This window comes from Duganella sp. CF458, from assembly GCF_900113115.1.
Lineage (GTDB): Bacteria > Pseudomonadota > Gammaproteobacteria > Burkholderiales > Burkholderiaceae_D > Rugamonas.
In genome coordinates, this window is record NZ_FOOF01000001.1 from 176,426 (window position 1) to 198,803 (window position 22,378).

Sequence of the window (22,378 nt, forward strand, 5' to 3'; positions counted from 1 at the left end):
GCGGGGCGCCGGCCAACAATCATGCGACAGGCTGCGATTTTGCGGCAGCAGCCTGCAATTGGGACAGTACCAGGTGGGCAGTCGCCAGGTTGGTAGCGCAAGCAACGTTGTGCACGTCGCAGGCACGCACCAGCGCATTGATATCCGGTTCGTGCGGCTGCGGTGTCATCGGGTCGCGCAGGAAGATGATGGCATCGATATGTCCGTCCACCAGCAAGGCGCCGATCTGCAGGTCGCCGCCCAGCGGGCCGGAATGCTTGCGCTCCAGCGCCAGGCCCACTTCGGCAATCAGGCGGCCGCCCGTGGTGCCGGTTGCGCACAATTTGCAGGTCCGCAGGAATGGCGCGTACTCGCGGGCCAGCGCGATCATGTCGTCTTTTTTCTTGTCGTGGGCAATCAGGGCAATGCGGGGCGTCATGTCTCTTTACCTTTCACTTTCGACAGCAGGTAGATACCAGCCAGCACCAGGGCCGTCCCCGCCAGCTGCCAACTGGTGACGGGTTCGGACAGGATGACGGCGCCAAGGAATAGCGTGGAAACAGGACCGATCATACCCGCCAGCGAGGCAGGGCCCGCGCCGATGCGCTGCACGGCGCTCATGGTCATAAACACCGGCAGCACAGTGCACAGGATGCCGTTCACCAGCGACAGGCCATACACCTCCATCGGCTGCAGCAGCATCGCGGCAGGCCGCAGCAGGAAGAATTGGCCGATGCAGGCAGCGCTGGACACGCACATGGCATACGACACCAGGCGCAGCGCGCCAAGGCGCTTGACCATTTCGCCGGAAGCCAGCAGGTACAAGGCATATGCCAGGGCGGAACCCAGCACCAGCAGCGAGCCGAGGGCCACATTGCTGCCGCCGTCGCGCAGGTCATGGAAGAACACCAGCACAATGCCGGCATACGCGGTCAGCAGCGAGAGCCACTGGCTGCGGCCGATATGCTTCTTCAGCCACAGCGCGGAGCCCAGCAGAACGAAGGTCGGCGTCAGGAACAGGATCAGGCGCTCCAGGCCGACGGTGATGAATTGCAGGCCGAGGAAATCGAGGTAGGAAGACAGGTAATAGCCGACCAGGCCCAGCCCGATCAGGCGCCAGGCGTCGGCGCGGCTCAAAGGCGGTTCGGTGCGCATCTTCCACAGCGCGATGGCGGCAAAGACAGGCAGGGAGAACAACATGCGGAAGGCAATCACCGTGACGGCGTCAAGGTGATACCGGTACAGCAGCTTGGCCACGATGGCCTTGGTGGAAAACAGGACGGCACCGCCGATGGCAATGGCCAAGCCACCCAGGTAGGCGGCACGTTTGCCCTGCGGTTCCGATGTGGCTATTTCCATGCCACCATTGTAGCGGCAAGCCGCCAGGCTTGCTGGCGGCCGCTAAAAAGGCGGGCAGGCGCCCGCCTTTGCCTCTGCTTAGGAGACGACCACGGCAGCCTGGCCTGCGCTCACCGTGGCGGTCGTGACCCTGGCGATCACGGTCGAAGGCGCGTTGCCGCCGACCAGCTTGTTGACCTGCTTGAACTGGGCGACCAGCGAGCCCGGGGTCAGCGTCACCACCGTGAAGCCCTGCGCGTCGGTGTTCACGTGGCGCAGCCATGGATTGCTGTTCAGGCTGGCCAATTGCTGCGCCAGGCCGACCAGGGTGGCGAAATTGGCATCGGCCTTGATGGCCGACAGCACCGCGTCCATGGTGGCGTCCAGCACCGCTTCCGGCACGCCCTTGGCTCCCAGCGCGCCGCGCAACTGGATCATCAGCGAAGTCGCCAGCGAATCGGCGGTCGGCGCCACCTTGCCCATCGTGTAGTCCAGCAGGTTGACGTTCAGCGCGATGGTGCCCACGTTCGGCACTGGCACCGACAGGGGCAAGGACACCAGCGTGCCCAGGGAGCCCAGGCTGGCAGAAGCTTCGCGCAGGTAGGTGAAGAAGGAATCGGAGCTGACGCCGGCCGACACCAGGTCCACCATGACCGGCGTGCCGCCGCCGGCCGCGTCGTAATCGTCGTTGACGGTGCCGGCGAAGAAGGAGTGGATGTCGCCGGTCAGCGCCACCACGTTGCCGATGTTGTTGGTCTTGAGGTGCGACATCAGCGCCTTGCGCTCGGCGTTGTAGCCGTCCCACTGGTCGCAGTTGATCAGGAATTTGCGGAAGTAAGGCGCCAGCGCGGCCGCCTGGCCCGAGGCGACCACGAACACCGATGCCGCCTTGTTGGCCTGCACGTCCGGCTTGATGTAGCCGATGGCGATGCCTTGCGCCGCTGCGGTAGCCTGGGCCACGGCGCCCGACTTGGCTTCCGCCTGGCCGAACGCCAGCACCGCCACGCTGGCCTGGACCGAAGTCAGGCCGGCGCCGACGGCGGCCGTCAGGCGCGCACTGGTATCGCCGCCGCCGGCGGCGGATGTGCCGATCGCGGTCGCGCCAGCCGCCGCGACGGAAACCGAGGCGCCGGCGGTCATCGCGCCGACAATCGCAGCGGCCACCGGCACATTGCCGCCGGTCGAGTTGGCAGCCGTGGTGCCGATGTCGGTGGCCAGCTTGGCCACTGCCTGCAATGCCACCAGGGTGGCGATGGCGTCGGTGCCGCCCAGGCCCATGCGCAGCAGCGATACTTCATTGCCCCACAGTTTCCAGGTCGAGGTGGACGCCTTCATGGTGCTCTTCCACCAGTCGCGCTGGGTGGCGCCCAGCATGCTGATGGCAGCCAGCGGATCGCTGCCGCCAGCGGCTGCCACCTTTTGCGCTTCCGCCGCGCTGTACAGGTCCTGCGCCACCAGGTAGCGCGCGCCGATGCTGCCCAGCGGCTGGCCGGTGGCGGGATTGGCCATCTGCTCCGGCACCACGTGGTCGGCGCGGTACAGGCGTTCATCGGTCATCACCAGTTGCATCAGCTTGCCAAACTGGAAGTCGCGGTAGATCTTGATGTTCTGGAAGCCGGTAGCGGCGCTGTCGAGGGTGACGTCGGCCGGCATGAATTCGAACCAGGCCTGGTTGGCGCTGCGGCGGCGGTTGGTGTCGTGCTTCTCGCCTTCCGAATAGGTCTGGGTATCGCCCCAGGAATCGTCGCTGAATTCGTGGTCGTCCCAGATCGCGATGAAGGCGAAGCGCTCGTGCACGGCCTGCAGGCGGGTATCGGTGCGGTACTTCTTATACAGGTAGCGGTAGTCGGCCAGGGTGGTGGCGTATTTCGCGCCCGAGCTGCCGTTCTTGAAGGTGCCGTCCGGCAGGGTCAGTGCGCCGTGGCGGGCTTCGACCGAGCCGACCTGGAAAGCTTCGCCCACGGTCTCGTAAATGTAGTCGCCGAGGTGGACGATGAAGTCCAGCTTTTCATTCTTGGCAATATGGTCCAGCGCCCCCCAATGGTTGATGCTCCAGTCCTGGCAGGTCAGGTAGGCGAACTGCAGTTGCGACACGCTGGCATCGGCCGCCGGCGCGGTCTTGAAGCGGGCCACGTTGGAGCGTACGTCGCCGGCGCTGAACTGGTAGAAGTAAACAGTATTCGGCTGCAGGCCGGTGACCTTGTGGCGGATCGTGTTATCGAAATCGGCGTTGAGCTCGATCTGGGCGTCGACTACCAGCGTGCCTGCGATGGCCTGGTTGCTGCCCAGGGCGGCGGCATTGTCGGCCGCGCTGACCTGCACGCGTACCGTCACGCCGCTCTTGGCGGTGACGGTCGCCACGTCGTCCAGCGAGGTCGGCACCACGCGGGTCCACAGCATGATGCTGTCGGCACGGGGATCGCCGGAGGCGACGCTTTGCGGGAATTTCCAGTTGGCGCCGGTCGCGGGCGGCAGGCCGGGTGCCGGCGGGGTGTAATCGCTGCCGCCGCAGCCTGCCAGGCCGCTGGTCGCAGCCGATACAGTAATGAAGCCGCCCAATTTAATAAATTGCCGACGATCCATAAGTCTCCTTGATGATTAATAAAGTTATTGTTCTACGATATTAACTTTACAAGCAGATGAAATAACCCCGAGGAAAGCTACTAAACATGCCGGCACGGCGTGTGGAAGCGCTTTTGGTCGCGCCGGCGCGACAATTTCAGAGAGGTACCGGTATGCTAGAATGTCGCCCTCGATTGGATACCGTCTAAGGAAGATTGAACATGGCTGGACACAGCAAATGGGCCAATATTAAGCATAAAAAGGCTGCAACGGACGCGAAACGCGGCAAAATCTGGACGCGCCTGATCAAGGAAATCACGGTGGCCGCGCGCATGGGCGGCGGCGACCTGAACTCCAATCCGCGCCTGCGCCTGGCAGTCGACAAGGCCGCTGACGCCAATATGCCGAAGGACAACGTGAACCGCGCGATCACCCGCGGCACCGGTGGCGGCGACGGCGCCAACTATGAAGAAGTCCGCTACGAAGGCTACGGCATCGGCGGCGCAGCCATCATCGTGGACTGCATGACCGACAACCGCGTGCGTACCGTGGCCGAAGTGCGCCATGCATTCAACAAATACGGCGGCAATATGGGCACCGAGGGTTCGGTGGCCTTCATGTTCCAGCACACCGGCCAGTTCCTGTTCGCGCCGGGCACCGACGAAGCCAGGCTGATGGACGCTGCGCTGGAAGCCGGCGCCGAAGATGTGGTGACCGACGAAGAAGGCGGCATCGAAGTGCTGTGCGGCCCGCACGACTTCCCGGGCGTGAAAGACGCGCTGGAAGCGGCCGGCTTCAAGGCGGAAGTGGCGGAAGTGATCATGAAGCCAGCCACTGAAACCGTATTCACCGGTGAAGACGCGGCCAAGATGCAAAAGCTGCTGGATGCACTGGAAAACCTGGACGACGTCCAGGAAATCTATACCAACGCTGTCATCGAAGAATAATCCTTATGAAGATCCTGGTAGTCGGCTCGGGTGGCCGTGAACACGCTTTGGCTTGGAAACTGGCGCAGTCGGAACGCGTACAGATGGTCTATGTTGCACCTGGCAACGGCGGCACCGCGCGCGACGTGCGCCTGGAAAACGTGCCGATCACCGACCTGGAGCAACTCGCTGCCTTCGTCGAGAAAGAGCACATCGGCCTGACCGTGGTCGGCCCGGAAGTGCCGCTGGCTGCCGGTATCGTCAACCTGTTCCGCGCGCGCGGCCTGAAGGTATTCGGGCCGACCAGGGAAGCGGCGCAGCTCGAGTCGTCCAAGGATTTCGCCAAGGCCTTCATGAAGCGCCACGGCATCCCGACCGCCGAATACGAAACCTTCGCCGATGCCAGGGCGGCCCACGCCTTCATCGACAAAGTCGGCGCACCGATCGTGATCAAGGCCGACGGCCTGGCCGCCGGCAAGGGCGTGGTGGTTGCCATGACCCTGGAAGAAGCGCACGGCGCGGTCGACCACATGCTGTCCGATAACGCTTTCGGCGACGCCGGCGCGCGCATCGTGATCGAAGAATTCCTGGCCGGCGAAGAAGCCTCCTTCATCGTCATGTGCGACGGCAAGAACGTGCTGCCGCTGGCCACCTCGCAAGACCACAAGCGCCTGCAGGACAACGACCAGGGCCCGAACACCGGCGGCATGGGTGCCTACTCCCCAGCCCCGATCGTGACCCCGGCCATGCATGCGCGCGTGATGCGCGAGATCATCATGCCTACCATCCAGGGCATGGCGAAAGACGGCATCCAGTTCACCGGCTTCCTGTACGCGGGCCTGATGATCGACGCTGCCGGCAACCCGAAGACGCTGGAATTCAACTGCCGCATGGGCGATCCTGAGACCCAGCCGATCATGTCGCGCCTGAAGACCGACCTGCTGGGCGTGATGGAGCATGCCGTCAACGGCACGCTGGACCAGGTGGAACTGGAATGGGACCGCCGCACTGCCGTTGGCGTGGTGCTGGCAGCCGCCGGTTACCCCGACGCGCCGCGCAAGGGCGACCATATCCACGGCATCCCGGCTGAAACGCCTGATTCCGTCACCTTCCACGCCGGAACCGCCGACGATGCGGACGGCAAGCTGGTCACCGCCGGCGGCCGCGTACTGTGCGTGGTGGGCCTGGGCGACAATATCAAGATGGCGCAAAAGCAGGCATACGAAGCGGTCGACAAGATCGGCTTCGAAGGCGTGCAGTTCCGCCGCGATATCGGCTGGCGGGGCCTGAAGCATTAAAACCGGCAAACAGTGTCAGACCCGCAGGGTCTGACACTTGGCCCGCGACCGCCGCGTAGCAAGGTGTCTGACCCTGCGGGTCAGACACCGGTTTACCGGTTGAAGAGAGAAAGCAAAAAGAAGAATGACCGCCCCCAACCCGCAAGACGTCAAAGCCTGGCTGCTAGCCCTGCAAGACCGCATCATCTCCTCCCTGGAGAATGTGGACGGCAAGCCATTCCTGCGCGATGCGTGGGAGCGCCCGGAAGGCGGCGGCGGCATTTCGCGCCTGATCGAGGAAGGCAATGTCTTCGAGCGCGGCGGCTGCAATTTCAGCCACGTGACCGGCGCCAAGCTGCCGCCGTCGGCCTCGGCGCACCGTCCGGAGCTGGGCGGCCAGCCGTGGGAAGCCATGGGCGTGAGCCTGGTGCTGCACCCGCGCAACCCGTACGCACCGACCGTGCACATGAATGTGCGCTTCTTCAGCACCACCACTGCCGAGGGCAAGCCCGTATGGTGGTTCGGCGGCGGCATGGACCTGACCCCGTATTACGGCAACCAGGAAGATGCGAAGCACTTCCACGCGACCTGCCGCGATGCGCTGGCGCCATTTGGCGACGAGCTGCATCCGAAGTTCAAGAAATGGTGCGACGAGTACTTCTACCTGAAGCACCGCAAGGAAGCGCGCGGCGTGGGCGGCATCTTCTTCGATGACTTCAACGCGCTCGGCTTCGAGAAGAGTTTTGAAATGACCCGCAGCGTGGGCGACGCGTTCCTGGCCGCCTACCTGCCGATCGTGCAAGCCCGCAGGGACACGCCATACGGTGAACGCGAGCGCGATTTCCAGGCCTACCGGCGTGGACGTTACGTCGAATTCAACCTGGTATTCGACCGCGGCACCCTGTTCGGCCTGCAGTCCGGCGGCCGCACGGAAGCGATCCTGATGTCGATGCCGCCGGTGGTCAAATGGCGCTACGACTGGCATCCGGAAGACGGCAGCGCGGAAGCGGCGCTGTATACCGCCTTCCTGCCGCACCGCGACTGGCTGGCCGAGTGAAACGCTGCATCGCACTGCTGGGAGGCAGTTTCGATCCGGTGCACAACGGCCACGTCGCGCTTGGCAAACAATTTGTCCAACTGCTGAACGCCGATGCACTGCTGGTGATTCCAGCCCTGCCCTGGCAAAAGGGTGCGCTGGTGGCGACGCCCCAGCAGCGGGTGGAGATGCTGACCTTGGCCTTTACCGGCCTGCCCTGCCCGGTCACGGTCGACTGGCAGGAACTGGCGCGCGGCAGCGCCACCTATACGATCGAAACGCTGCGGGCGATCCGCGCCGACGTGGGGCCCGATGTAGCGCTGGCCTTCCTGATGGGCGCCGACCAGCTGCAGCGACTGAATACCTGGCACGAATGGCGCAACCTGTTCGACCTGGCCCACTTCTGCGTGGCGGCCAGGCCCGGCTTCGAGCTGGACGACGCCCACGTGCCGGCCGAGGTGGCAGCTGAATTCCAGCGCCGCCTGGCCACGCCGGAGCAGGTCAGGAACACCCCGGCGGGCAGGACCATGCTGGCGGCCGATTTGGCCGTCGACATCTCGGCCACTGCCATTCGTGCTGCATTACAACGGGGGGATGGGGCGAACTCGCTTCTGCCACCGGTAGTGCTAGACTATATTGAACAACATAATTTGTATAAGAACTAAATAATGGATATCAAAAAACTGCAAACCCTCGTCGTGGACGCCCTGGAAGACGTCAAGGGCCAGGAAATCGTCGTATTCGACACCACCGGCTTGACCAGCCTCTTTGACCGCATCGCCATCGCTTCCGGTACCTCCAACCGCCAGACCAAGGCCCTGGCCGCCTCGGTGCGCGACAAGGTCAAGGAAGCGGGCGGCGACGTGATCGGCATCGAGGGTGAAGATACCGGCGAATGGGTGCTGGTGGACCTGGGCGACATGATCGTCCACATCATGCAGGCGCCGATCCGCGCCTACTACCGCCTGGAAGAAATCTGGGGTGAAAAGCCGGTCAAACTGGGCGCCGCCAAGCGCAAGTCGACCACCGAAGGCAAGGAAGCAGCCGCCAAGGAAGCCACGCCGAAGAAATCCGGCCACCTGGCTGCCAGCAAGGCTGCCAAAGCCGCCGAACCGGTGATCGAGAAAAAGCCGGCCGCCAAGAAGCCGGGCACCGCCAAGGCAACCGCCGCGGCCGGCGCAGTAGCGAAGAAAGCCGCCGCCAAGAAGGCGGCGCCGAAGGTCGTCGCGCCGGAAGGCAAGAAAGTGAAGGTCGCTTCCACCAAGACCGCCGAGGCATCCGCCAAGGCCGCCAAGGAGAAGAAAGCCGCCTCTGCCGCCGCAACCCCGGTCAAGACCGTCATCAAGCGCCTGAAGAAGGCTGCTGCGGCTGAGTAAGTGCAGCTGATCATCGCTGCGGTCGGCCACAAAATGCCGGCCTGGATCGAGAATGGCTTCACCGAATACGTGAAGCGCATGCCGCCGGAACTGCGCATCGTGCTGAAGGAAATCAAGCCCGTTGAGCGCTCCGGCAGCAAGACCGCCGCCACCGCCATGGCCCTGGAACGGGAGCGCATCGAGGCGGCCTTGCCGAAATCGGTGCGCATCATCGCCCTCGATGAACGCGGCAAGGACCTGACCAGCGTGGGCTTGTCCCAGCAACTGGAAGCCTGGCAGCAGGATGGCCGCGATACCGCCTTCCTGATCGGCGGCGCCGACGGCCTCGATCCGGGGCTGAAGGCCAAGGCGGAAGGCATGCTTCGCCTGTCCAGCCTGACCCTGCCGCATGGCATGGTGCGCGTCATGTTGGCCGAACAGTTGTACCGGGCGTGGACAATTACACAAAACCACCCTTATCATCGTGTCTAACCCTTAAGGCAAACGATGAAACTGGTCGAAAAGAAGATCTACCTGGCTTCCAAGAGTCCACGCCGGCGCGAATTGTTGCGCCAGATCGGCGTGGACTTTGAATTGCTATTGCTGCGCAACGACGGTCCGCGCGGGCCGGACGTGAGCGAAAACGTGCATGCCGGCGAAGAGCCGTTGGCCTATGTCGGCCGCGTGGCCCAGGAAAAAGCCGATTTCGCCTGGGACATGATCCAGCGCCGCCGCCTGATCCTGCGCCCGATCCTGGCCGCCGACACCACCGTCACCATCGACGGCGACATCCTCGGCAAGCCGGCCAATGTGCGCGAAGCCACCGACATGCTGCACAAGCTGTCGGGCCGCACCCACCAGGTCCTGACCTCGGTGGCCGTGCATTCGCAAGATTTTTCCGGCCATATCACCCAGGTCTCCGATGTCCGCTTCGGCAAGCTGACGGAGGCCGAGATCAAGACATACTGCGCCACCACCGAGCCTTACGACAAGGCCGGCGGCTATGGCATCCAGGGCCTGGCCGCCCTGTTCGTTGAACATATCCAAGGCAGCCACTCCGGCATCATGGGCCTGCCGCTGTACGAAACGGCGCAATTGCTGCGCCAGGCAGGATTGAAACTCCCCTGATGAACGAAGACATCCTCATAAATATCACCCCGCAGGAAACCCGCGTCGCCCTCATCGTGCAGGGCGCCGTGCAGGAACTGCACATCGAGCGTACGCTGACGCGCGGCCTGGCGGGCAACGTCTATTCCGGCAAAGTAGTGCGGGTGCTGCCCGGCATGCAGTCAGCCTTCATCGATATCGGCCTGGAACGCGCAGCCTTCCTGCACGTGGCCGATATCTGGGAAGCGCGCCCGCATGACGGCGCCCAGAACGCCACCCCGACCCCGATCGAGAAACTGCTGTTCGACGGCCAGGTGCTGACCGTGCAGGTGATCAAGGACCCGATCGGCACCAAGGGCGCGCGCCTGTCGACCCAGATTTCCATCGCCGGGCGCATGCTGGTCTACCTGCCGCAGGACGGCCATATCGGCATCTCGCAGAAGATCGAGAAGGAAGCCGACCGCGAAGCGCTGCGCGCACGCATGCAAGGCCTGCTGCCGGAAGACGAAAAAGGCGGCTACATCGTGCGCACCCAGGCGGAAGACGCCTCGGACAGCGACCTGCAGGCCGACATCGAATACCTGCGCAAGACCTGGGGCGCGATCTGCCACGGCGCGCGCACCCGCCCGCCGACCTCCCTGCTGCACCAGGACCTGAACCTGGCGCAGCGCGTGCTGCGCGACTTCGTGCACGACGAGACAGCGACCATCCAGGTCGATTCGCGCGAGAATTTCGTGGCGCTGACGGAGTTCGGCCGCGTGTATACGCCGTCCGTGCTGTCGCGCTTGCAGCACTACACCGGCGAACGCCCGCTGTTCGACCTGTACGGCGTGGAAGAGGAGATCCATCGCGCACTGGGGCGCCGCGTCGACCTCAAGTCCGGCGGCTACCTGATCGTCGACCAGACCGAAGCCATGACGACCATCGACGTCAACACCGGCGGTTTCGTCGGCGGCCGCAATTTTGCCGACACCATCTTCAAGACCAACCTGGAAGCGGCGCACGCGATTGCGCGCCAACTGCGCCTGCGCAACCTGGGCGGCATCATCATCCTCGACTTCATCGACATGGAGAACAACGAGCACCGCAACGCCGTGCTGGCGGAACTGAAGAAAGCCCTGGCGCGCGACCGCACCAAGGTGTCGGTGTCGGGCTTCTCGGCGCTGGGACTGGTGGAAATGACGCGCAAGCGCACGCGCGAATCGCTGGCCCACATCCTGTGCGAGCCCTGCCCGGCCTGCGAGGGCAAGGGCCAGGTCAAGACCTCGCGCACCATCTGCTATGAAATCCTGCGCGAGCTGCTGCGCGAAGCCAAGCAGTTCAATCCGCGCGAATTCCGCATCCTCGCCTCGCAGGAAGTGGTCGACCTGTTCCTCGAGGAGGAATCGCAGCACCTGGCGATGCTGGGCGACTTCATCGGCAAGAAAATCTCGCTGCAAGTCGAAACCAGCTACCACCAGGAACAGTACGACGTCATCCTGATGTAGGCCTGGCTGGCGCGGCGCCGTAGCGCACCAGGGTGGCTTGCCACGCCTGATCGTGCTGCAGCGCGTGTACAGCGGCCGCCACGCGCTGCGCCGTACCGGACGGCAAGCGCGGCGACAGCAGGACATGGCGCAGGAAATCGCCGCCCGGTTCCGGCGTCGCCACCAGTTGCTGCAATTCGGACGAGTTCTCCGCCAGCGCGCGAAAATGCAGGCGGTTCACCACCGTAAAATCAATGCGGCCGGCGATCAGCTTGCGCAGGTTGTTCATTTCATCCCCCACTTCGTCGACGTGCAGTTCCCCGCGGCGGCCCATGTCGCCCAGGAAGCGGTAGACGTGGCCGCGCACGGCGCCAAACCGCATTCCGCGCAGCGAGGCCGGCATCGGGCCGGCGGGGACACTCCCGGCCTTGAACACCAGCACATTATGGTCGGCGAACAAAGGCGCGCTCCAACCGTAGCGGCTGGCCAGCGGCTCCTTGAGGAAAGTCGGCGACAGGAACAGTGCAATGCCATCGATCCGTTTGCGCCCCTGTCCCGCCATCGCAAGGAAGCGGGCGCGCGGCACGTTCTCCAGCACGAACTGGTCGTCGCCCATGTGGCGATTCAGGGCCCGCACCAATTCCGCCGCAAGCCCGTCCCCGTCCTGCCGCACGAACGGTGGATGAAGATAGGTGTTGTAGGCCGTATAGGTGGCAGCCGCGCCCCAGATGGGGCACGCCAGCAACAGCAGCAAGCCGGTACGAAACAGTCTTGGCATGCCCCTATGCTAGCCCATAAAACGCAAGCAGCGTTGAAGTTGCCTTGCAGGTATAAATGTTTCGATTTGTCTTGTGACAATTTTCTTGCTGAAGCAGCGTCGATTTGGCGTTACCATCGTGAAACAAACGACAGCAACCTGCTGTGACGAAAACTGGGGAATATCGCCATGAAGAACCTGAAAATCGGGGCGCGTCTTGGTTTGGCTTTTGCAGTTGTCCTGGTGCTGCTGGCCACGATGACGGTGGTCGGCATCATGCGTTTGCACAGCGCCAGCGTGAAAACCGAGGCGCTGGTTGCCGATAACGTGCGCAACGAGCGCCTGGTGGCCGAGTGGCAGAAGGTGGTCGAAGTGAATGCGGCGCGCACCACGGCGGCGTACATGGTCGCGGACCCGGAACAGCAGAAATCCATCGAAGCGCAGATGAAGGCCGCCTCTGGCCGCGCCACCGAAATCCAGGACTTGCTGGCCAAGCTCCTGAGCACCCCCGCCTCCCGCAGCGCCTACGAAAAAGTGCTGGAAAACCGCAAGGCCTATGTCGACCAGCGCAAGGCTGTCTACAAAGCCAAGGCGGACGGCGATATGCAAACCGCGCAGCGCCTGTTCGTCGACATGGAAGCGCGCCGCGTGAGCTACCTGGGCGCGCTCGATGAAGTCACCGATGCCGAGCACCGCAACCTGGATGCGCTGGCCGCCGACATCCAGGCCAGCAACCGCAGTGGCCGCAACCTGCTGGTCATGCTGGGCGTGGCGGCGGTCGCCCTGGGCGTGGGCTTTGCCTGGCTGACCACCCACTCCATCGTCAAGCCTCTCAATGAAGCGGTTCACATTGCCCAGACCGTGGCCGATGGCGACTTGAGCCGCCGCATCGAGGCGCACGGCGAGGACGAGGCGGGCCAATTGCTGAAAGCCCTGAAGTCGATGAACGACAGCCTGGCCGGCATCGTCAGCGAAGTGCGGCATGGCACGGAAAGCATCGCCACCGCATCGCAGCAGATCGCCTCCGGCAACCATGACCTGTCGGCGCGCACCGAACACCAGGCCAGCACGCTGGAACAGACCGCATCGTCAATGGAAGAACTGACTTCCGCAGTTCGCACCAATGCCGACAACGCGCGCACGGCGCGCGAGCTGGCGGCCACCGCCTCCGATGTGGCAGCACGCGGCGGCAGCGTGGTGAGCGAGGTGGTTCACACCATGGGTTCGATCAATGCGGCGTCGACCAAGATCGTGGACATCATCGCAGTCATCGACGGCATCGCTTTCCAGACCAATATCCTGGCGCTGAACGCCGCAGTGGAAGCGGCGCGCGCCGGTGAACAGGGGCGCGGCTTTGCCGTAGTGGCGAGCGAGGTGCGCAGCCTGGCGCAGCGCAGCGCGCAAGCGGCAGGCGAAATCAAGGAGTTGATCAACAACACGGTGCAGCAGGTGCAGGCTGGCAGTGCGCTGGTGAACCAGGCCGGCAGCACCATGGATGAAGTGGTGGCCAGCATCCAGCGCGTCACCTCCATCATGTCGGAGATCGCGTCGGCCAGCAGCGAGCAGACGGTGGGCATCGAACAGGTCAACCAGGCAATCGTACAGCTCGATAATGTGACGCAGCAGAATGCCGCGCTGGTGGAGCAGGCGGCAGCGGCGGCCAGCGCCATGCAGGACCAGGCAGGCCGCCTGACCGGCCAGGTCGGCCGCTTCAAGCTGGCGTGACCGTTACTCCAGCTGCGGCCCGGTCATTTGATGAAACGGGCGTAGCTCCAACCGATCAATGCCGCTACGCCGACCGTCGCGATGCGCACCATCCAGTCCTTGCGCCGCACTTCGCTGGCCAGCTTGCGCGAGCGCTCCGCCGCTTGCGCAATCAGCTCCCTGTCGTCGGGATGGTGGTAGGTTTCGTCCAGCGAGCGATAGGTTTCGAATTCATCGCCGCGCGCCCGGGCGCCCAGCAGGCCGGCCAGTTCAATCATCAGGCCGAGGAATTCCTCGCTCGGGTTCTTGGCCCACAACTCCCCGTCCTCCAGCAACATGATTTCGCTCTCGTCGCCCCTCGCCGGCTGGTACACCTGCGGGTCCGGTTGCGCATCCTGGTCGAACGCGAGACGGTCGGACATCCGGCTGATTGCCAGCCGCACGTCCTCCATCAAAATCGGATTCGAATGCGTACGCAGAATGGAGATGTGATAGCCCATGACGGCCGAGTATAGCCTTAAGCTTTCGATAATATGCTATCGAAAAATCACCGGCAGAAGGCCGGCCAGCGCCTGCGGCTGCTCGAGGGGAATCAGGTGGCCCGCATTGGCCACCGTCACCAGCTTTGCGCCGGGAATGCCGTCAGCCAGTTCGCGTGCCTCTTCGGGGCTGCGCAAGCGGTCCTCGGCTGCCGCGACCACCAGCGTTGGACACTGGATGCCGGACAGGCGCCCGGTATCGGCATCGCGCACGATCAATGACTGGCGCACAAAGACTTCGCGGCCCAGGCGTTCGCCCATCAGGCGCACCTGTGCAAGCAACGCTTCGTTGGCGCAATGATCCGGATGCAGCGATTGCGCGATGGCGGCGCGCCCCAGGCCGCGGAAGGCGCCCAGCGGCGTGGCGCGGGCCGCCTTGCTGCGCTGCTCTACCTGCAGCGGCAAGTCGGCCCGGCTGGACGTGGCGACCAGCGCCAGCGACAGTACGCGTTCGGGGGCGAGCCGCACGATTTCACGCGCGACATAGCCGCCCATCGAGAAGCCAAGCAAGTTGAATTGTGGCGGGCAACGGGCCAGCACGGCCTGCGCCATGGCGGCGATGGAATCGCCTTCGGCCAGGCTGGCGAAATGCAGCGCGAGTGCGGGCGGCAGGAACGGCAGCATGCCATCCCATAAGGCGTCGTCCAGCATATAGCCCGGAATCAGGACCAGTGGCGCCATCGCCCTTGCCTGCCTTCAGCGGCCCAGCATCGGCTCCAGCGTCTGCCATACCTGGCCGGCGCTGATGCCGTGCATGCAGTTCTGGTGGCCAAGCGGGCATTCGCGCTGGCGGCACGGCGAGCATTCCAGGCGCAGCGAGATCGAGGCCGCCAGGTCGGAGAATGGCGGCGCGTGATCGGGGTCGGTCGGGCCGTAAATGGCGATCACCGGCCGGTTCAGGGCGGAAGCCACGTGCAGCAGTCCGGAGTCGTTGCTCACCACGGCCGCCGAGCGGGCAATCAGGGCCACGGCATCGGACAGGCTGGTCTTGCCGGCCAGGCTGACCAGGCCAGCGGGCGCGCCGGCAGCGGCAATCACTTCATCGCAGCTGGGGCCGTCCTTGGGCGAACCGAGCAGCGCAACCTGGGCTTGCGGGTCGCGCGCCAGGATGTGCTGCGCCAGTTGGCCGAAATGTGCAGGCGGCCAGCGTTTGGCGCCGCCGAATTCGGCGCCCGGCGCAAACACCACCAGCGGGCGCGCCGGGTCCAGGCCGGCCTTGGCGCAGGCAGCGGCCACCTGCGCGTCACTGGCGGCCATGCGCGGCTTCGGCAGGCTGCCATCCAGCGGCGCCGACGGCGCGGCGGCCAGTGCGGCATAGAACGGCACCATCGGGCGCGGCGGGGTGTCGTCATGGTGCATGACGTTGATCAGCCCATAGCGGCTCTCGCCCTTGTAGCCGACGCGGCGCGGAATACCGGCCAGCCACGGGATCAGGGCGAATTTCAGGGTATTTGGCAGGATATAGGCTTCGGCATAACCGCGCCGGCGCAGCAGGCGCGCAAAGCGCCAGCGCTCCTTCAACTGCAGGGCGCCATGGCGGAACGGCGTTTCCAGGACTTCGGCCACTTCCGGCATCTGGCGCCAGATCGGCGACACTGCCGGCGGCGCCAGCACGTCGATCGGGCGCTCAGGCTGCAGCGTTTTCAGGCGCTGCAGCAGCGGCTGCGCCATCACGGCGTCGCCAATCCAGTTGGGAGAGATCACCAGGGTCCTCATTGACGCCCCTCCTGCGCGGCGCAAGCGCTACCGGTGATCCAGCGCTGGTATACTGCCGGATTGGCGCCCGCCAGCAGGACGGCCGTTTTTATTAATTTTTTAGCATCCATGCCACAAGCTTCAACCATCTCGTTAATTATCACCACATACAATCGTCCGGACGCCCTGTCGGCCGTGGTGGAGGCCTGTTTTGCGCAGGACGACAACAACTTCGAGATCATTATCGCCGATGACGGATCGGCCAACAACACACGGGAAACCGTAGCGGCCCTGTTGGCGCGCTCGCCGGTGCCGATGAAGCATGTGTGGCAGGAAGATATCGGCTTTCGCGCCGCGCGGGCGCGCAACCTGGGTACCCTGGCGGCGCAAGGCGAATACATCATCTTCATCGATGGCGACTGCGTGCCGCAGAAAGACTTCGTCGCCAACCACCGGCGCCTGTCCAAGCGCGGCCACGTGGTGACCGGCAGCCGGGTGCTGCTCAGCGAAACCTATACGCGCCGCCTGCTGGAGCAGCACCTCGACATCCAGCGCCTGGGCGCGATGGAAAAGTTCAAGCTGTACCTGGCCGGCAGCGCCAATAAATTCCTGCAGACGATGCTGACCTTGCCGGACCTGGGGCGCGAAAGCAAGCGCTTTACCTGGCGCCGCATCAAGAGCTGCAATATGGCGGTCTGGCGCAGCGACCTGGACCTGGTGAACGGTTTCGACGAAAGTTTCACCGGCTGGGGCCATGAAGATTCCGACCTGGTGGTGCGCCTGTTCAACGCCGGTGTCATGCGCAAGAGCGGCGCTTTCGCCACCGAGGTGTATCACCTCTGGCACCGCGAAGCGAAGCGCGACCAGGAATCGAGCAACCGCTCGGTGGTGCTGAAGCGGGCCGAGGACAAGACCACGCAAGCCGTCGCCGGCCTGCGCGAGCTGCGCGCTAGCGCTGCCTAATCGCGCAAGGCGACGCGCACCAGGTCGGCGACGTTATCCACGCCGAGCTTGGCCATCAGGCGCGCCTTGTGCACTTCCACAGTGCGCACGCTGATGTTCAGCTGTGGCGCGATTTCGCGATTGTGGCGCCCCATGACCACCAGTTCGAACACCTCGCGCTCGCGCGGGGTCAGCTCGCCCAACAGCTGGTCGCGCTGCTGGCGGCGGTCCTGGTCCTGGCGCTGGCGCAACTGCATCGAGAACGCTTCCTCAATGGCGGCAATCAGCTTGTCGTCGTCAAACGGCTTTTCCAGGAAATCGACGGCGCGCGCCTTGAACGCTTCGCGCGCCGAACTGACGTCGCCATGGCCGGTCACGATGATCACCGGCAGCAGGCAATTCATCTCGTTCAGCTTGCGTTGCAAGGTCAGCCCGTCCATGCCGTCCATGCGGATGTCGGCCACCAGGCAGCCGGCCCATTCGGGCAGCCAGGCCTGCAGGAAGGCTTCGGCGCTGGCAAAAACGGCGGTGCGGTAGCCGCGCACGGCCAGCAGCAGGCCAAGGGCATCGCGCAGCGAGGGATCATCGTCGACGATGAAAACGGTAAGGTTTGACAAGGCTATTCTCCAGAGTCCAGCGCCGGCAGTATAAATCGAAAGATGCCGTGATCGGCAACTTCCGCCCATAAAGTTCCGCCGTGCGCCTCCACGATGGAACGGCTCAGCACCAGTCCCAGGCCCATGCCGCTGGCCTTGGTCGACACGAACGGCTCGAACAGGCGCCCTGCCGCTTGCTGCGTCAGGCCGTCGCCGCTGTCTTCCACCGTGAAGCGCAGCTTGCCACCGATGTTCTCCGCCATAAGGCTGATGCTGCGCTGCCCTGCGGGACGCATGCGCACCGCATCCAGGGCATTGGCCAACAGGTTGCGCAGCACCAGTTCCACCTGCAGGCGATCGACCTGCACTGCCAGCGCCGGCGCTTCGGCGACGCTGACTTGCACCCCGTGCTCGGCGAACTGCGGCCGGAATTGCTGGACGATGCCGGCCTGCAGGGTGGCGGCGCCGACCGACTCCAGTTGCATGGCGCCGGTGCGGAAGAAGTCGCGCAGGCGGCGCACCACTTCCGCCGCGCGCGCCGATTCATTGATCATCTGACCGATCGCATTTTTCAGCAAGTCACCCGCCTCGCCGCGTGCCAGCAGGTGCTCGCATGCCTTGCCGTACACCGCCAGCGCCGTCATCGGCTGGTTCAGTTCATGCGCCAGCGCAGCGGCCATTTCACCGGCTGCGGCCAGGCGCAAGGTCTGCTTCAATTCCTCCGCCACCTGGCGCCGTTCATCGACCACGATACCGATGAAGAAACCCACCAGCGCCAGCACCGCATCGAGCATCTGCAGCTCGGACACGGTGATGTTATCGGCGTGGTTGGCCCTGACCAGGGCCACGATGGCCAGCTGCAGCACGAACACCACCAGCGCCGCGCCATGCACGCCCTGACGCGAAGCGGCCCAGATCAGCGGCAGGAACAGGAAATAGAAGTGCTTGAACTCGGCCGTCATGATGTAGCCGAACACCGCCCACAACACGAAGATCGCCAGCGCCAGGTAGCCCACGGTTTCCGGCTTCCAGGCCGCTTCGCGCAGGCGCGCCCGGTCCTGCGGGTTGACCAGTTTCCAAAGCAGCGGCATGCTGACCACCACCCCCACCATATCGCCGAAGCCGAAGCGCCAGACGGCGCGCAGCCAATCGGCCCAGGGCACCAGCCCGAGCCAGGCCAACAGGCTGATATGGCCGACCGCGTTCAGCATGGTGCCGGCGGCCACAATCATCAGCCAGCGGTAGAAACTGGTACGCGAACTGAAAATGGTGCCGCCGCCCAAGGCCCGGCGCAGGCACTCGCCCAGCAGGCCGTAGCCGCAAGTCAGCCAGGCAGCGGTCAGCAGGGTGCCGGCCAGGCCGCCCGGCAAGCCGCGCACCAGCACGTCACCCGCCACCAGGGCCGCGTACCAGGGCAGCGCCGCGCGCCGGCCATACACCAGCCAGAACACCAGGCCCAGTGCGGTGTCGGGGTTCCAGGGGGTGATGTTCAGGCCAAGCAGCGGCTCGACATAGGTGATCCAGTCGAACAGCAGGTAGGCGGCGAAGAATCCGGTGGCCGGCAGCAAAAACGGAAAGCGCATGAAGCCCACTATATCATTGAACCAAAGCAATCATCCGGCGCGCCAGGTTGTTGATCCAGGTTAACTTTACGGCCGGGAGTTCGCTGGCCCAGCAAACTTGCATGGCCACGGCCATCCAAGCGGAGTAGAATCAAAGCGTTACGCCAGCCTGTGCGTAGGACTAGTTGAAGGGAGATGAAGATGCGCCTGGATATCTACCGCCGTGCCGAACATGACGGCATTTTTTCCTACCTCGCCGTGCCCGAGGGCAAACCCATCCCACAGGAAGCCATCAACACCGACTGGCTGCCAGCCGAGCAATCGCTGGAAGTCGATGATGATGTGCAAGGCCTGCCTGATTACCACATCGACCGGCTGACCCAGCAGATGGGCAGCAAAGGCTACGCCATCACCGGATTGAAAGACATGTAATTCGAAAGTCGGGGTCAGCTCTGGCAACAGGACATTTTGCGCGCAAAATGTCCTGTTGCCAGAGCTGACCCCGACTTTCAACCGAATAGGTCGTCAAGTCCGGCGGGGCGCGTTCCCGCCTGTGGCGTGGCGCGTCCTTTGCGGCCGGTGAATTCTTCCTCGATGTTGTCGCGATAAAAGCTCCACGCGCTGCCCGAGGTGGACAGGCGTTGCCAGACGTCGCGGCCCACGCCTTCATAGTCGATGGCGCTGCCGTCGTCGAACTCGACGCGCAGCATGCGTGCCCGCTCGTCGTAGCCGATGGCGCGCAGCTTGCCTGCGTTGATGCGTTTCATGTCCATTTCATCGCTCCTGTTCCAGGCGGCGCGCCGCGCGCGCCACCAGTTCTTGTGCTTCCGCGAACAGGGCCGGCTGCGCCGCAGCGCAAGCGGCGCGCTCGGCGGCAATACGCCGCCGATCCTGTTCCAGGTTCTGCAAGGACAGCGCCATGCCGAAGCCATTCTCCGGTGCGCCGGCCAGCATGCGCCGCATCATTTCCTCGCCCAGCGCAGGCTTCTGGTGCCCTGCCTCCCAATACCACTGGGTTGTGCCCTTCTCGTTCGGCCCCGGAATGGCCTCGCAGTTGAATTCGCCGAAACCGCTGAAGTCATGCACCGCGATGCGTGCATCCGGGTAGCGGGTGCGCGCGGCCTCGGCTTCTTCCAGGACGATGCGCTTCCATTCCTCGAAGCGCGGCCACATGCCGCTGGCCTCATACAGCGCCAGCAACTGTGCATGGTAAGCGTACACCATCAGGTGCACGTCGACACCGGGATTATCGCTCGCCGCGGCGTCGACCAGGGCGCGCAATTCTGTCCGTAGACCTTCGCGGTCTAGGCCGCCTCGCGCTTTCTTTACCAGCGAAGCCGCGTTCTCTTCCGCACGCTGGCGGAAGATCTTGTAATAGCCGTCGTAGCGCACGAATTTGACGTACTGGTTCAAGGGATTCAGCCCGCGCTCGGTCATCGTCTCGGCCTCGCGGTCGCCCTGCATGGCGAAGGTGGTTGCCGCATCGCGCAAGGCGGCCAGCGAGAACAGGCTCTCCACGCGCCAGCCCAGTTTGGCCGCTCCCGCCACCGGCGGCCGGCGCGCGCCGCCGCGCTGGCCCGGCGCCAGCAAGGCATCATGGAAGTCGACGCCGGCAATCACGCGCGCAGGCGTCACGCCCAGGCTGCGCAGATAGCGCAACTGCCCGACCGCCACCATGGTGCCGGTTCCCGCCAACCCCAGGTTATACGCGCCGCCGCCCAGCAGCGGGCTGTCCGGATCGAAGCCCACTTCCACCCGCGAATTGCCAACCAGAAACTGGGTGGCCCCCAGGCGCCTGGCCCCGGTCAGCTTGATCTCGTTGCGGAAGTGCTGCGGCACCGGCTTCTCCGCATTCAGGCCGGCTTTGCGCACCACGCCGTACAGGCCATAGGGGTCGGCCAGCACCACCACGCTGGCCACCAGCAGCACCCCCGCCAGCATGGCCAGGCCCAATTTGCGCAGGTAATGATGGTGCGAGGCGTTAGACATGGTCAGAACTGGAAATAAAGGAATTCGCTCGGCCGCGACAGGGCCAGCAGGCAAAGCACGGCCAGCATGCCGGCCGCCAGTGCGGGACGCGGCGCCGGCAGCCAGGCCAGGCGCGCCGGCGCCGCCGTGCCGTCATGGTCCAGGGCGGGCTCGAAGCGATGCATGATCTGCTGTGTATTGGGGGCGCAGAAGGCCACCAGCGCGGCCAACACCACCCAGCACCAGGTTTCGATGAACTGGGTGGCGCCGCCCAGCGACCACTTGATTCCCAGCGGCGCCAGCGCCTCCCGCAGCCCGCCCAGGCGGGCGCCGATGGCATCGGGCAATGCCACGCCATATTGGCCCGACATGCCGGCCACGATGCGCAGGGCAGAAGGCAGGTCCGCCGCGCGGAAAAAGACCCAGGCATAAGCCACCGCAATGAAGGTCAGCGCCCAGGCTGCGACTGCACCGGCCCGGCCGCCGCCCTGCCAACCCAGGCGCGCCTTGAACATCTGCCAGGCGTGGGCGATGACCAGGTAGACGCCGTGCAGCCCGCCCCACAACACGAAATTCCAGCTGGCGCCGTGCCACAGGCCGCCCAATAGCATGGTCACCATCAGGTTGACCTCGGCGCGCGCGGCACCGTGACGGTTGCCGCCCAGCGGAATGTACAGGTAATCGCGCAGGAAGCGCGACAAGGTCATATGCCAGCGCCGCCAGAAGTCGACGATATTGCGCGATCTGTAGGGCGAATTGAAGTTCAGCGGCAGGTGCACGCCGAACATGCGCGACAGGCCGATCGCCATGTCCGAGTAACCGGAAAAATCGAAATACAGCTGGAAGGAGTACGCCAGCACCCCGCCCCACGCCATCAGGAGCGTCGGCTCGCCAGGCGCGGCAAACAGCGCGTTGGCGTACGGCGCCAGCGTATCGGCCAGCAGCGTTTTCTTGGCCAGGCCTATGATGAAGATGGTGGCGCCGACCGAGAAGTTTTCGGCGCGCGGCAATGCGTTCCGCGGGTCGGCGAACTGCGGCATCATTTCCTTGTGGTGCAGCACCGGCCCGGCCACCAGGTGCGGGAAGTAGGTGACGAACAGCAGGTAGTGGATAAAGCGCCCTTCCTGCACGAAGCCGCGCGCCGTGTCGACCAGGAAGGCAATCTGGGTGAAGGTGAAGAACGAGATGCCGATCGGCAGCACCACCTGCAGCACGTCGGCATGCTGGCCGGTCAGGCTGGTGTAGAAGAAATTGGCGTACTTGTAGTAGCCAAGCAGCAGCAGGTTGGCTGCGACGGCGCCGCCCAGCCACCAGTTGCGCGCCCGGCCCTGGGCGCGCCGAATGGCTTGCGCGCAGCCATAGTTGGCGACGATGGAGCCAAGCAGCAGCGGCACGTAGCGCACGTCCCACCAGCCGTAGAAGAACAGGGAGGCCAGCGCCAGCCACGCCACGCCCCACGCCGGGTCACGGCGCGCAAGCAGGAAATAGCCGATCAGGGTGACCGGTAAAAAGCCTAGCAGGAAGCTGAATGAATTGAATAGCATGGGTGAAAATGTTATCACCCATGCA

23 protein-coding genes are annotated in these 22,378 nt (G+C 64.5%); 11 read left to right on the forward strand and 12 right to left on the reverse strand.

Annotated elements, in window-relative coordinates; translation table 11 throughout:
- Nucleotides 1-19 precede the first annotated feature (19 nt).
- The 3 genes from BM269_RS00770 to BM269_RS00780 all read right to left on the reverse strand — a co-directional run bounded on the left by BM269_RS00770 (nucleotide 20) and on the right by BM269_RS00780 (nucleotide 3,900).
- Nucleotides 20-418: a methylglyoxal synthase gene (locus BM269_RS00770; protein WP_090434555.1), complete on the reverse strand. Its 399-nt coding sequence runs from the start codon at nucleotides 416-418 to the stop codon at nucleotides 20-22.
- Nucleotides 415-1,338, reverse strand: coding sequence for a DMT family transporter (locus BM269_RS00775; RefSeq protein ID WP_090434557.1), 924 nt, complete (start codon nucleotides 1,336-1,338; stop codon nucleotides 415-417). Before BM269_RS00775 ends, BM269_RS00770 begins: the two co-directional genes overlap by 4 nt.
- A gap of 78 nt (nucleotides 1,339-1,416) precedes the next feature.
- Nucleotides 1,417-3,900, reverse strand: coding sequence for an alkaline phosphatase D family protein (locus BM269_RS00780; RefSeq protein ID WP_090434559.1), 2,484 nt, complete (start codon nucleotides 3,898-3,900; stop codon nucleotides 1,417-1,419).
- Between the two features lie 200 nt (nucleotides 3,901-4,100).
- On the opposite strand from BM269_RS00780, the gene BM269_RS00785 reads away from it, so the two are divergent.
- The 8 genes from BM269_RS00785 (at nucleotide 4,101) to rng (ending at nucleotide 11,067) form a co-directional block, all read left to right on the forward strand.
- Nucleotides 4,101-4,826 (forward strand): YebC/PmpR family DNA-binding transcriptional regulator, encoded by a 726-nt coding sequence (locus tag BM269_RS00785; RefSeq protein ID WP_057259822.1) that lies wholly within the window; start codon nucleotides 4,101-4,103, stop codon nucleotides 4,824-4,826.
- 5 nt (nucleotides 4,827-4,831) lie between these two features.
- On the forward strand, nucleotides 4,832-6,103 hold the full coding sequence (gene purD, locus BM269_RS00790) for a phosphoribosylamine--glycine ligase (protein WP_090434562.1): 1,272 nt from the start codon (nucleotides 4,832-4,834) through the stop codon (nucleotides 6,101-6,103).
- Nucleotides 6,104-6,227: 124 nt separating this feature from the next.
- Nucleotides 6,228-7,139 (forward strand): oxygen-dependent coproporphyrinogen oxidase, encoded by a 912-nt coding sequence (hemF, locus tag BM269_RS00795; protein ID WP_090434565.1) that lies wholly within the window; start codon nucleotides 6,228-6,230, stop codon nucleotides 7,137-7,139.
- Nucleotides 7,136-7,783, forward strand: a complete 648-nt coding sequence (locus BM269_RS00800) for a nicotinate-nucleotide adenylyltransferase (RefSeq protein ID WP_229204446.1) — start codon at nucleotides 7,136-7,138, stop codon at nucleotides 7,781-7,783. The genes hemF and BM269_RS00800 overlap by 4 nt, the downstream gene beginning before the upstream one ends.
- Nucleotides 7,784-7,786: 3 nt before the next feature.
- Entirely contained in the window at nucleotides 7,787-8,494 is a 708-nt protein-coding gene (gene rsfS / locus BM269_RS00805; protein WP_090434571.1) for a ribosome silencing factor, read from the forward strand.
- On the forward strand, nucleotides 8,495-8,965 hold the full coding sequence (gene rlmH, locus BM269_RS00810) for a 23S rRNA (pseudouridine(1915)-N(3))-methyltransferase RlmH (protein WP_090434574.1): 471 nt from the start codon (nucleotides 8,495-8,497) through the stop codon (nucleotides 8,963-8,965).
- A 15-nt stretch (nucleotides 8,966-8,980) separates the two neighbouring features.
- The gene (locus BM269_RS00815) at nucleotides 8,981-9,601 is read left to right on the forward strand and encodes a Maf family protein (protein WP_090434577.1); all 621 of its coding nucleotides are present in this window, start codon (nucleotides 8,981-8,983) and stop codon (nucleotides 9,599-9,601) included.
- Nucleotides 9,601-11,067 (forward strand): ribonuclease G, encoded by a 1,467-nt coding sequence (gene rng, locus BM269_RS00820; protein ID WP_090434580.1) that lies wholly within the window; start codon nucleotides 9,601-9,603, stop codon nucleotides 11,065-11,067. The genes BM269_RS00815 and rng overlap by 1 nt, the downstream gene beginning before the upstream one ends.
- Here the strand turns inward: rng and BM269_RS00825 are convergent.
- On the reverse strand, nucleotides 11,054-11,824 hold the full coding sequence (locus BM269_RS00825; RefSeq protein ID WP_139232640.1) for a substrate-binding periplasmic protein: 771 nt from the start codon (nucleotides 11,822-11,824) through the stop codon (nucleotides 11,054-11,056). The genes rng and BM269_RS00825 overlap by 14 nt on opposite strands.
- A gap of 168 nt (nucleotides 11,825-11,992) precedes the next feature.
- On the opposite strand from BM269_RS00825, the gene BM269_RS00830 reads away from it, so the two are divergent.
- Entirely contained in the window at nucleotides 11,993-13,528 is a 1,536-nt protein-coding gene (locus BM269_RS00830; RefSeq protein WP_090434587.1) for a methyl-accepting chemotaxis protein, read from the forward strand.
- A 23-nt stretch (nucleotides 13,529-13,551) separates the two neighbouring features.
- Here the strand turns inward: BM269_RS00830 and BM269_RS00835 are convergent, their stop codons facing one another.
- The 3 genes from BM269_RS00835 to waaF form a co-directional block, all read right to left on the reverse strand.
- Entirely contained in the window at nucleotides 13,552-13,929 is a 378-nt protein-coding gene (locus BM269_RS00835) for a hypothetical protein (protein WP_139232641.1), read from the reverse strand.
- Nucleotides 13,930-14,043: 114 nt separating this feature from the next.
- Nucleotides 14,044-14,727: an alpha/beta fold hydrolase gene (locus tag BM269_RS00840; protein WP_090434592.1), complete on the reverse strand. Its 684-nt coding sequence runs from the start codon at nucleotides 14,725-14,727 to the stop codon at nucleotides 14,044-14,046.
- 15 nt (nucleotides 14,728-14,742) lie between these two features.
- Nucleotides 14,743-15,762, reverse strand: a complete 1,020-nt coding sequence (waaF, locus tag BM269_RS00845; RefSeq protein ID WP_090434594.1) for a lipopolysaccharide heptosyltransferase II — start codon at nucleotides 15,760-15,762, stop codon at nucleotides 14,743-14,745.
- Between the two features lie 108 nt (nucleotides 15,763-15,870).
- On the opposite strand from waaF, the gene BM269_RS00850 reads away from it, so the two are divergent.
- Nucleotides 15,871-16,704, forward strand: coding sequence for a glycosyltransferase family 2 protein (locus BM269_RS00850; protein ID WP_090434600.1), 834 nt, complete (start codon nucleotides 15,871-15,873; stop codon nucleotides 16,702-16,704).
- Here the strand turns inward: BM269_RS00850 and BM269_RS00855 are convergent.
- Nucleotides 16,701-17,300 carry a response regulator transcription factor gene (locus BM269_RS00855; RefSeq protein ID WP_229204447.1) on the reverse strand — a complete coding sequence of 200 codons (600 nt, stop codon included), beginning with the start codon at nucleotides 17,298-17,300 and terminating at the stop codon, nucleotides 16,701-16,703. The two genes, BM269_RS00850 and BM269_RS00855, sit on opposite strands and share 4 nt — an antisense overlap.
- 2 nt (nucleotides 17,301-17,302) lie before the next feature.
- The gene (locus BM269_RS00860; protein ID WP_090435559.1) at nucleotides 17,303-18,862 is read right to left on the reverse strand and encodes an ATP-binding protein; all 1,560 of its coding nucleotides are present in this window, start codon (nucleotides 18,860-18,862) and stop codon (nucleotides 17,303-17,305) included.
- A 180-nt stretch (nucleotides 18,863-19,042) separates the two neighbouring features.
- Between BM269_RS00860 and BM269_RS00865 the strand changes: the two genes are divergently transcribed.
- A complete protein-coding gene (locus tag BM269_RS00865) occupies nucleotides 19,043-19,273 on the forward strand; it encodes a DUF6139 family protein (RefSeq protein ID WP_055931772.1) in 231 nt (76 codons plus the stop codon).
- 77 nt (nucleotides 19,274-19,350) lie between these two features.
- Here the strand turns inward: BM269_RS00865 and BM269_RS00870 are convergent, their stop codons facing one another.
- From BM269_RS00870 to BM269_RS00880, 3 genes are read right to left on the reverse strand one after another with little or no spacing between them, the layout of a single operon-like run.
- A complete protein-coding gene (locus tag BM269_RS00870) occupies nucleotides 19,351-19,614 on the reverse strand; it encodes a KTSC domain-containing protein (RefSeq protein WP_090434606.1) in 264 nt (87 codons plus the stop codon).
- A 1-nt stretch (nucleotide 19,615) separates the two neighbouring features.
- A complete protein-coding gene (locus BM269_RS00875; protein WP_090434608.1) occupies nucleotides 19,616-20,830 on the reverse strand; it encodes a hypothetical protein in 1,215 nt (404 codons plus the stop codon).
- A gap of 2 nt (nucleotides 20,831-20,832) precedes the next feature.
- Nucleotides 20,833-22,353, reverse strand: a complete 1,521-nt coding sequence (locus BM269_RS00880; protein ID WP_090434610.1) for an MBOAT family O-acyltransferase — start codon at nucleotides 22,351-22,353, stop codon at nucleotides 20,833-20,835.
- Nucleotides 22,354-22,378: the final 25 nt, after the last annotated feature.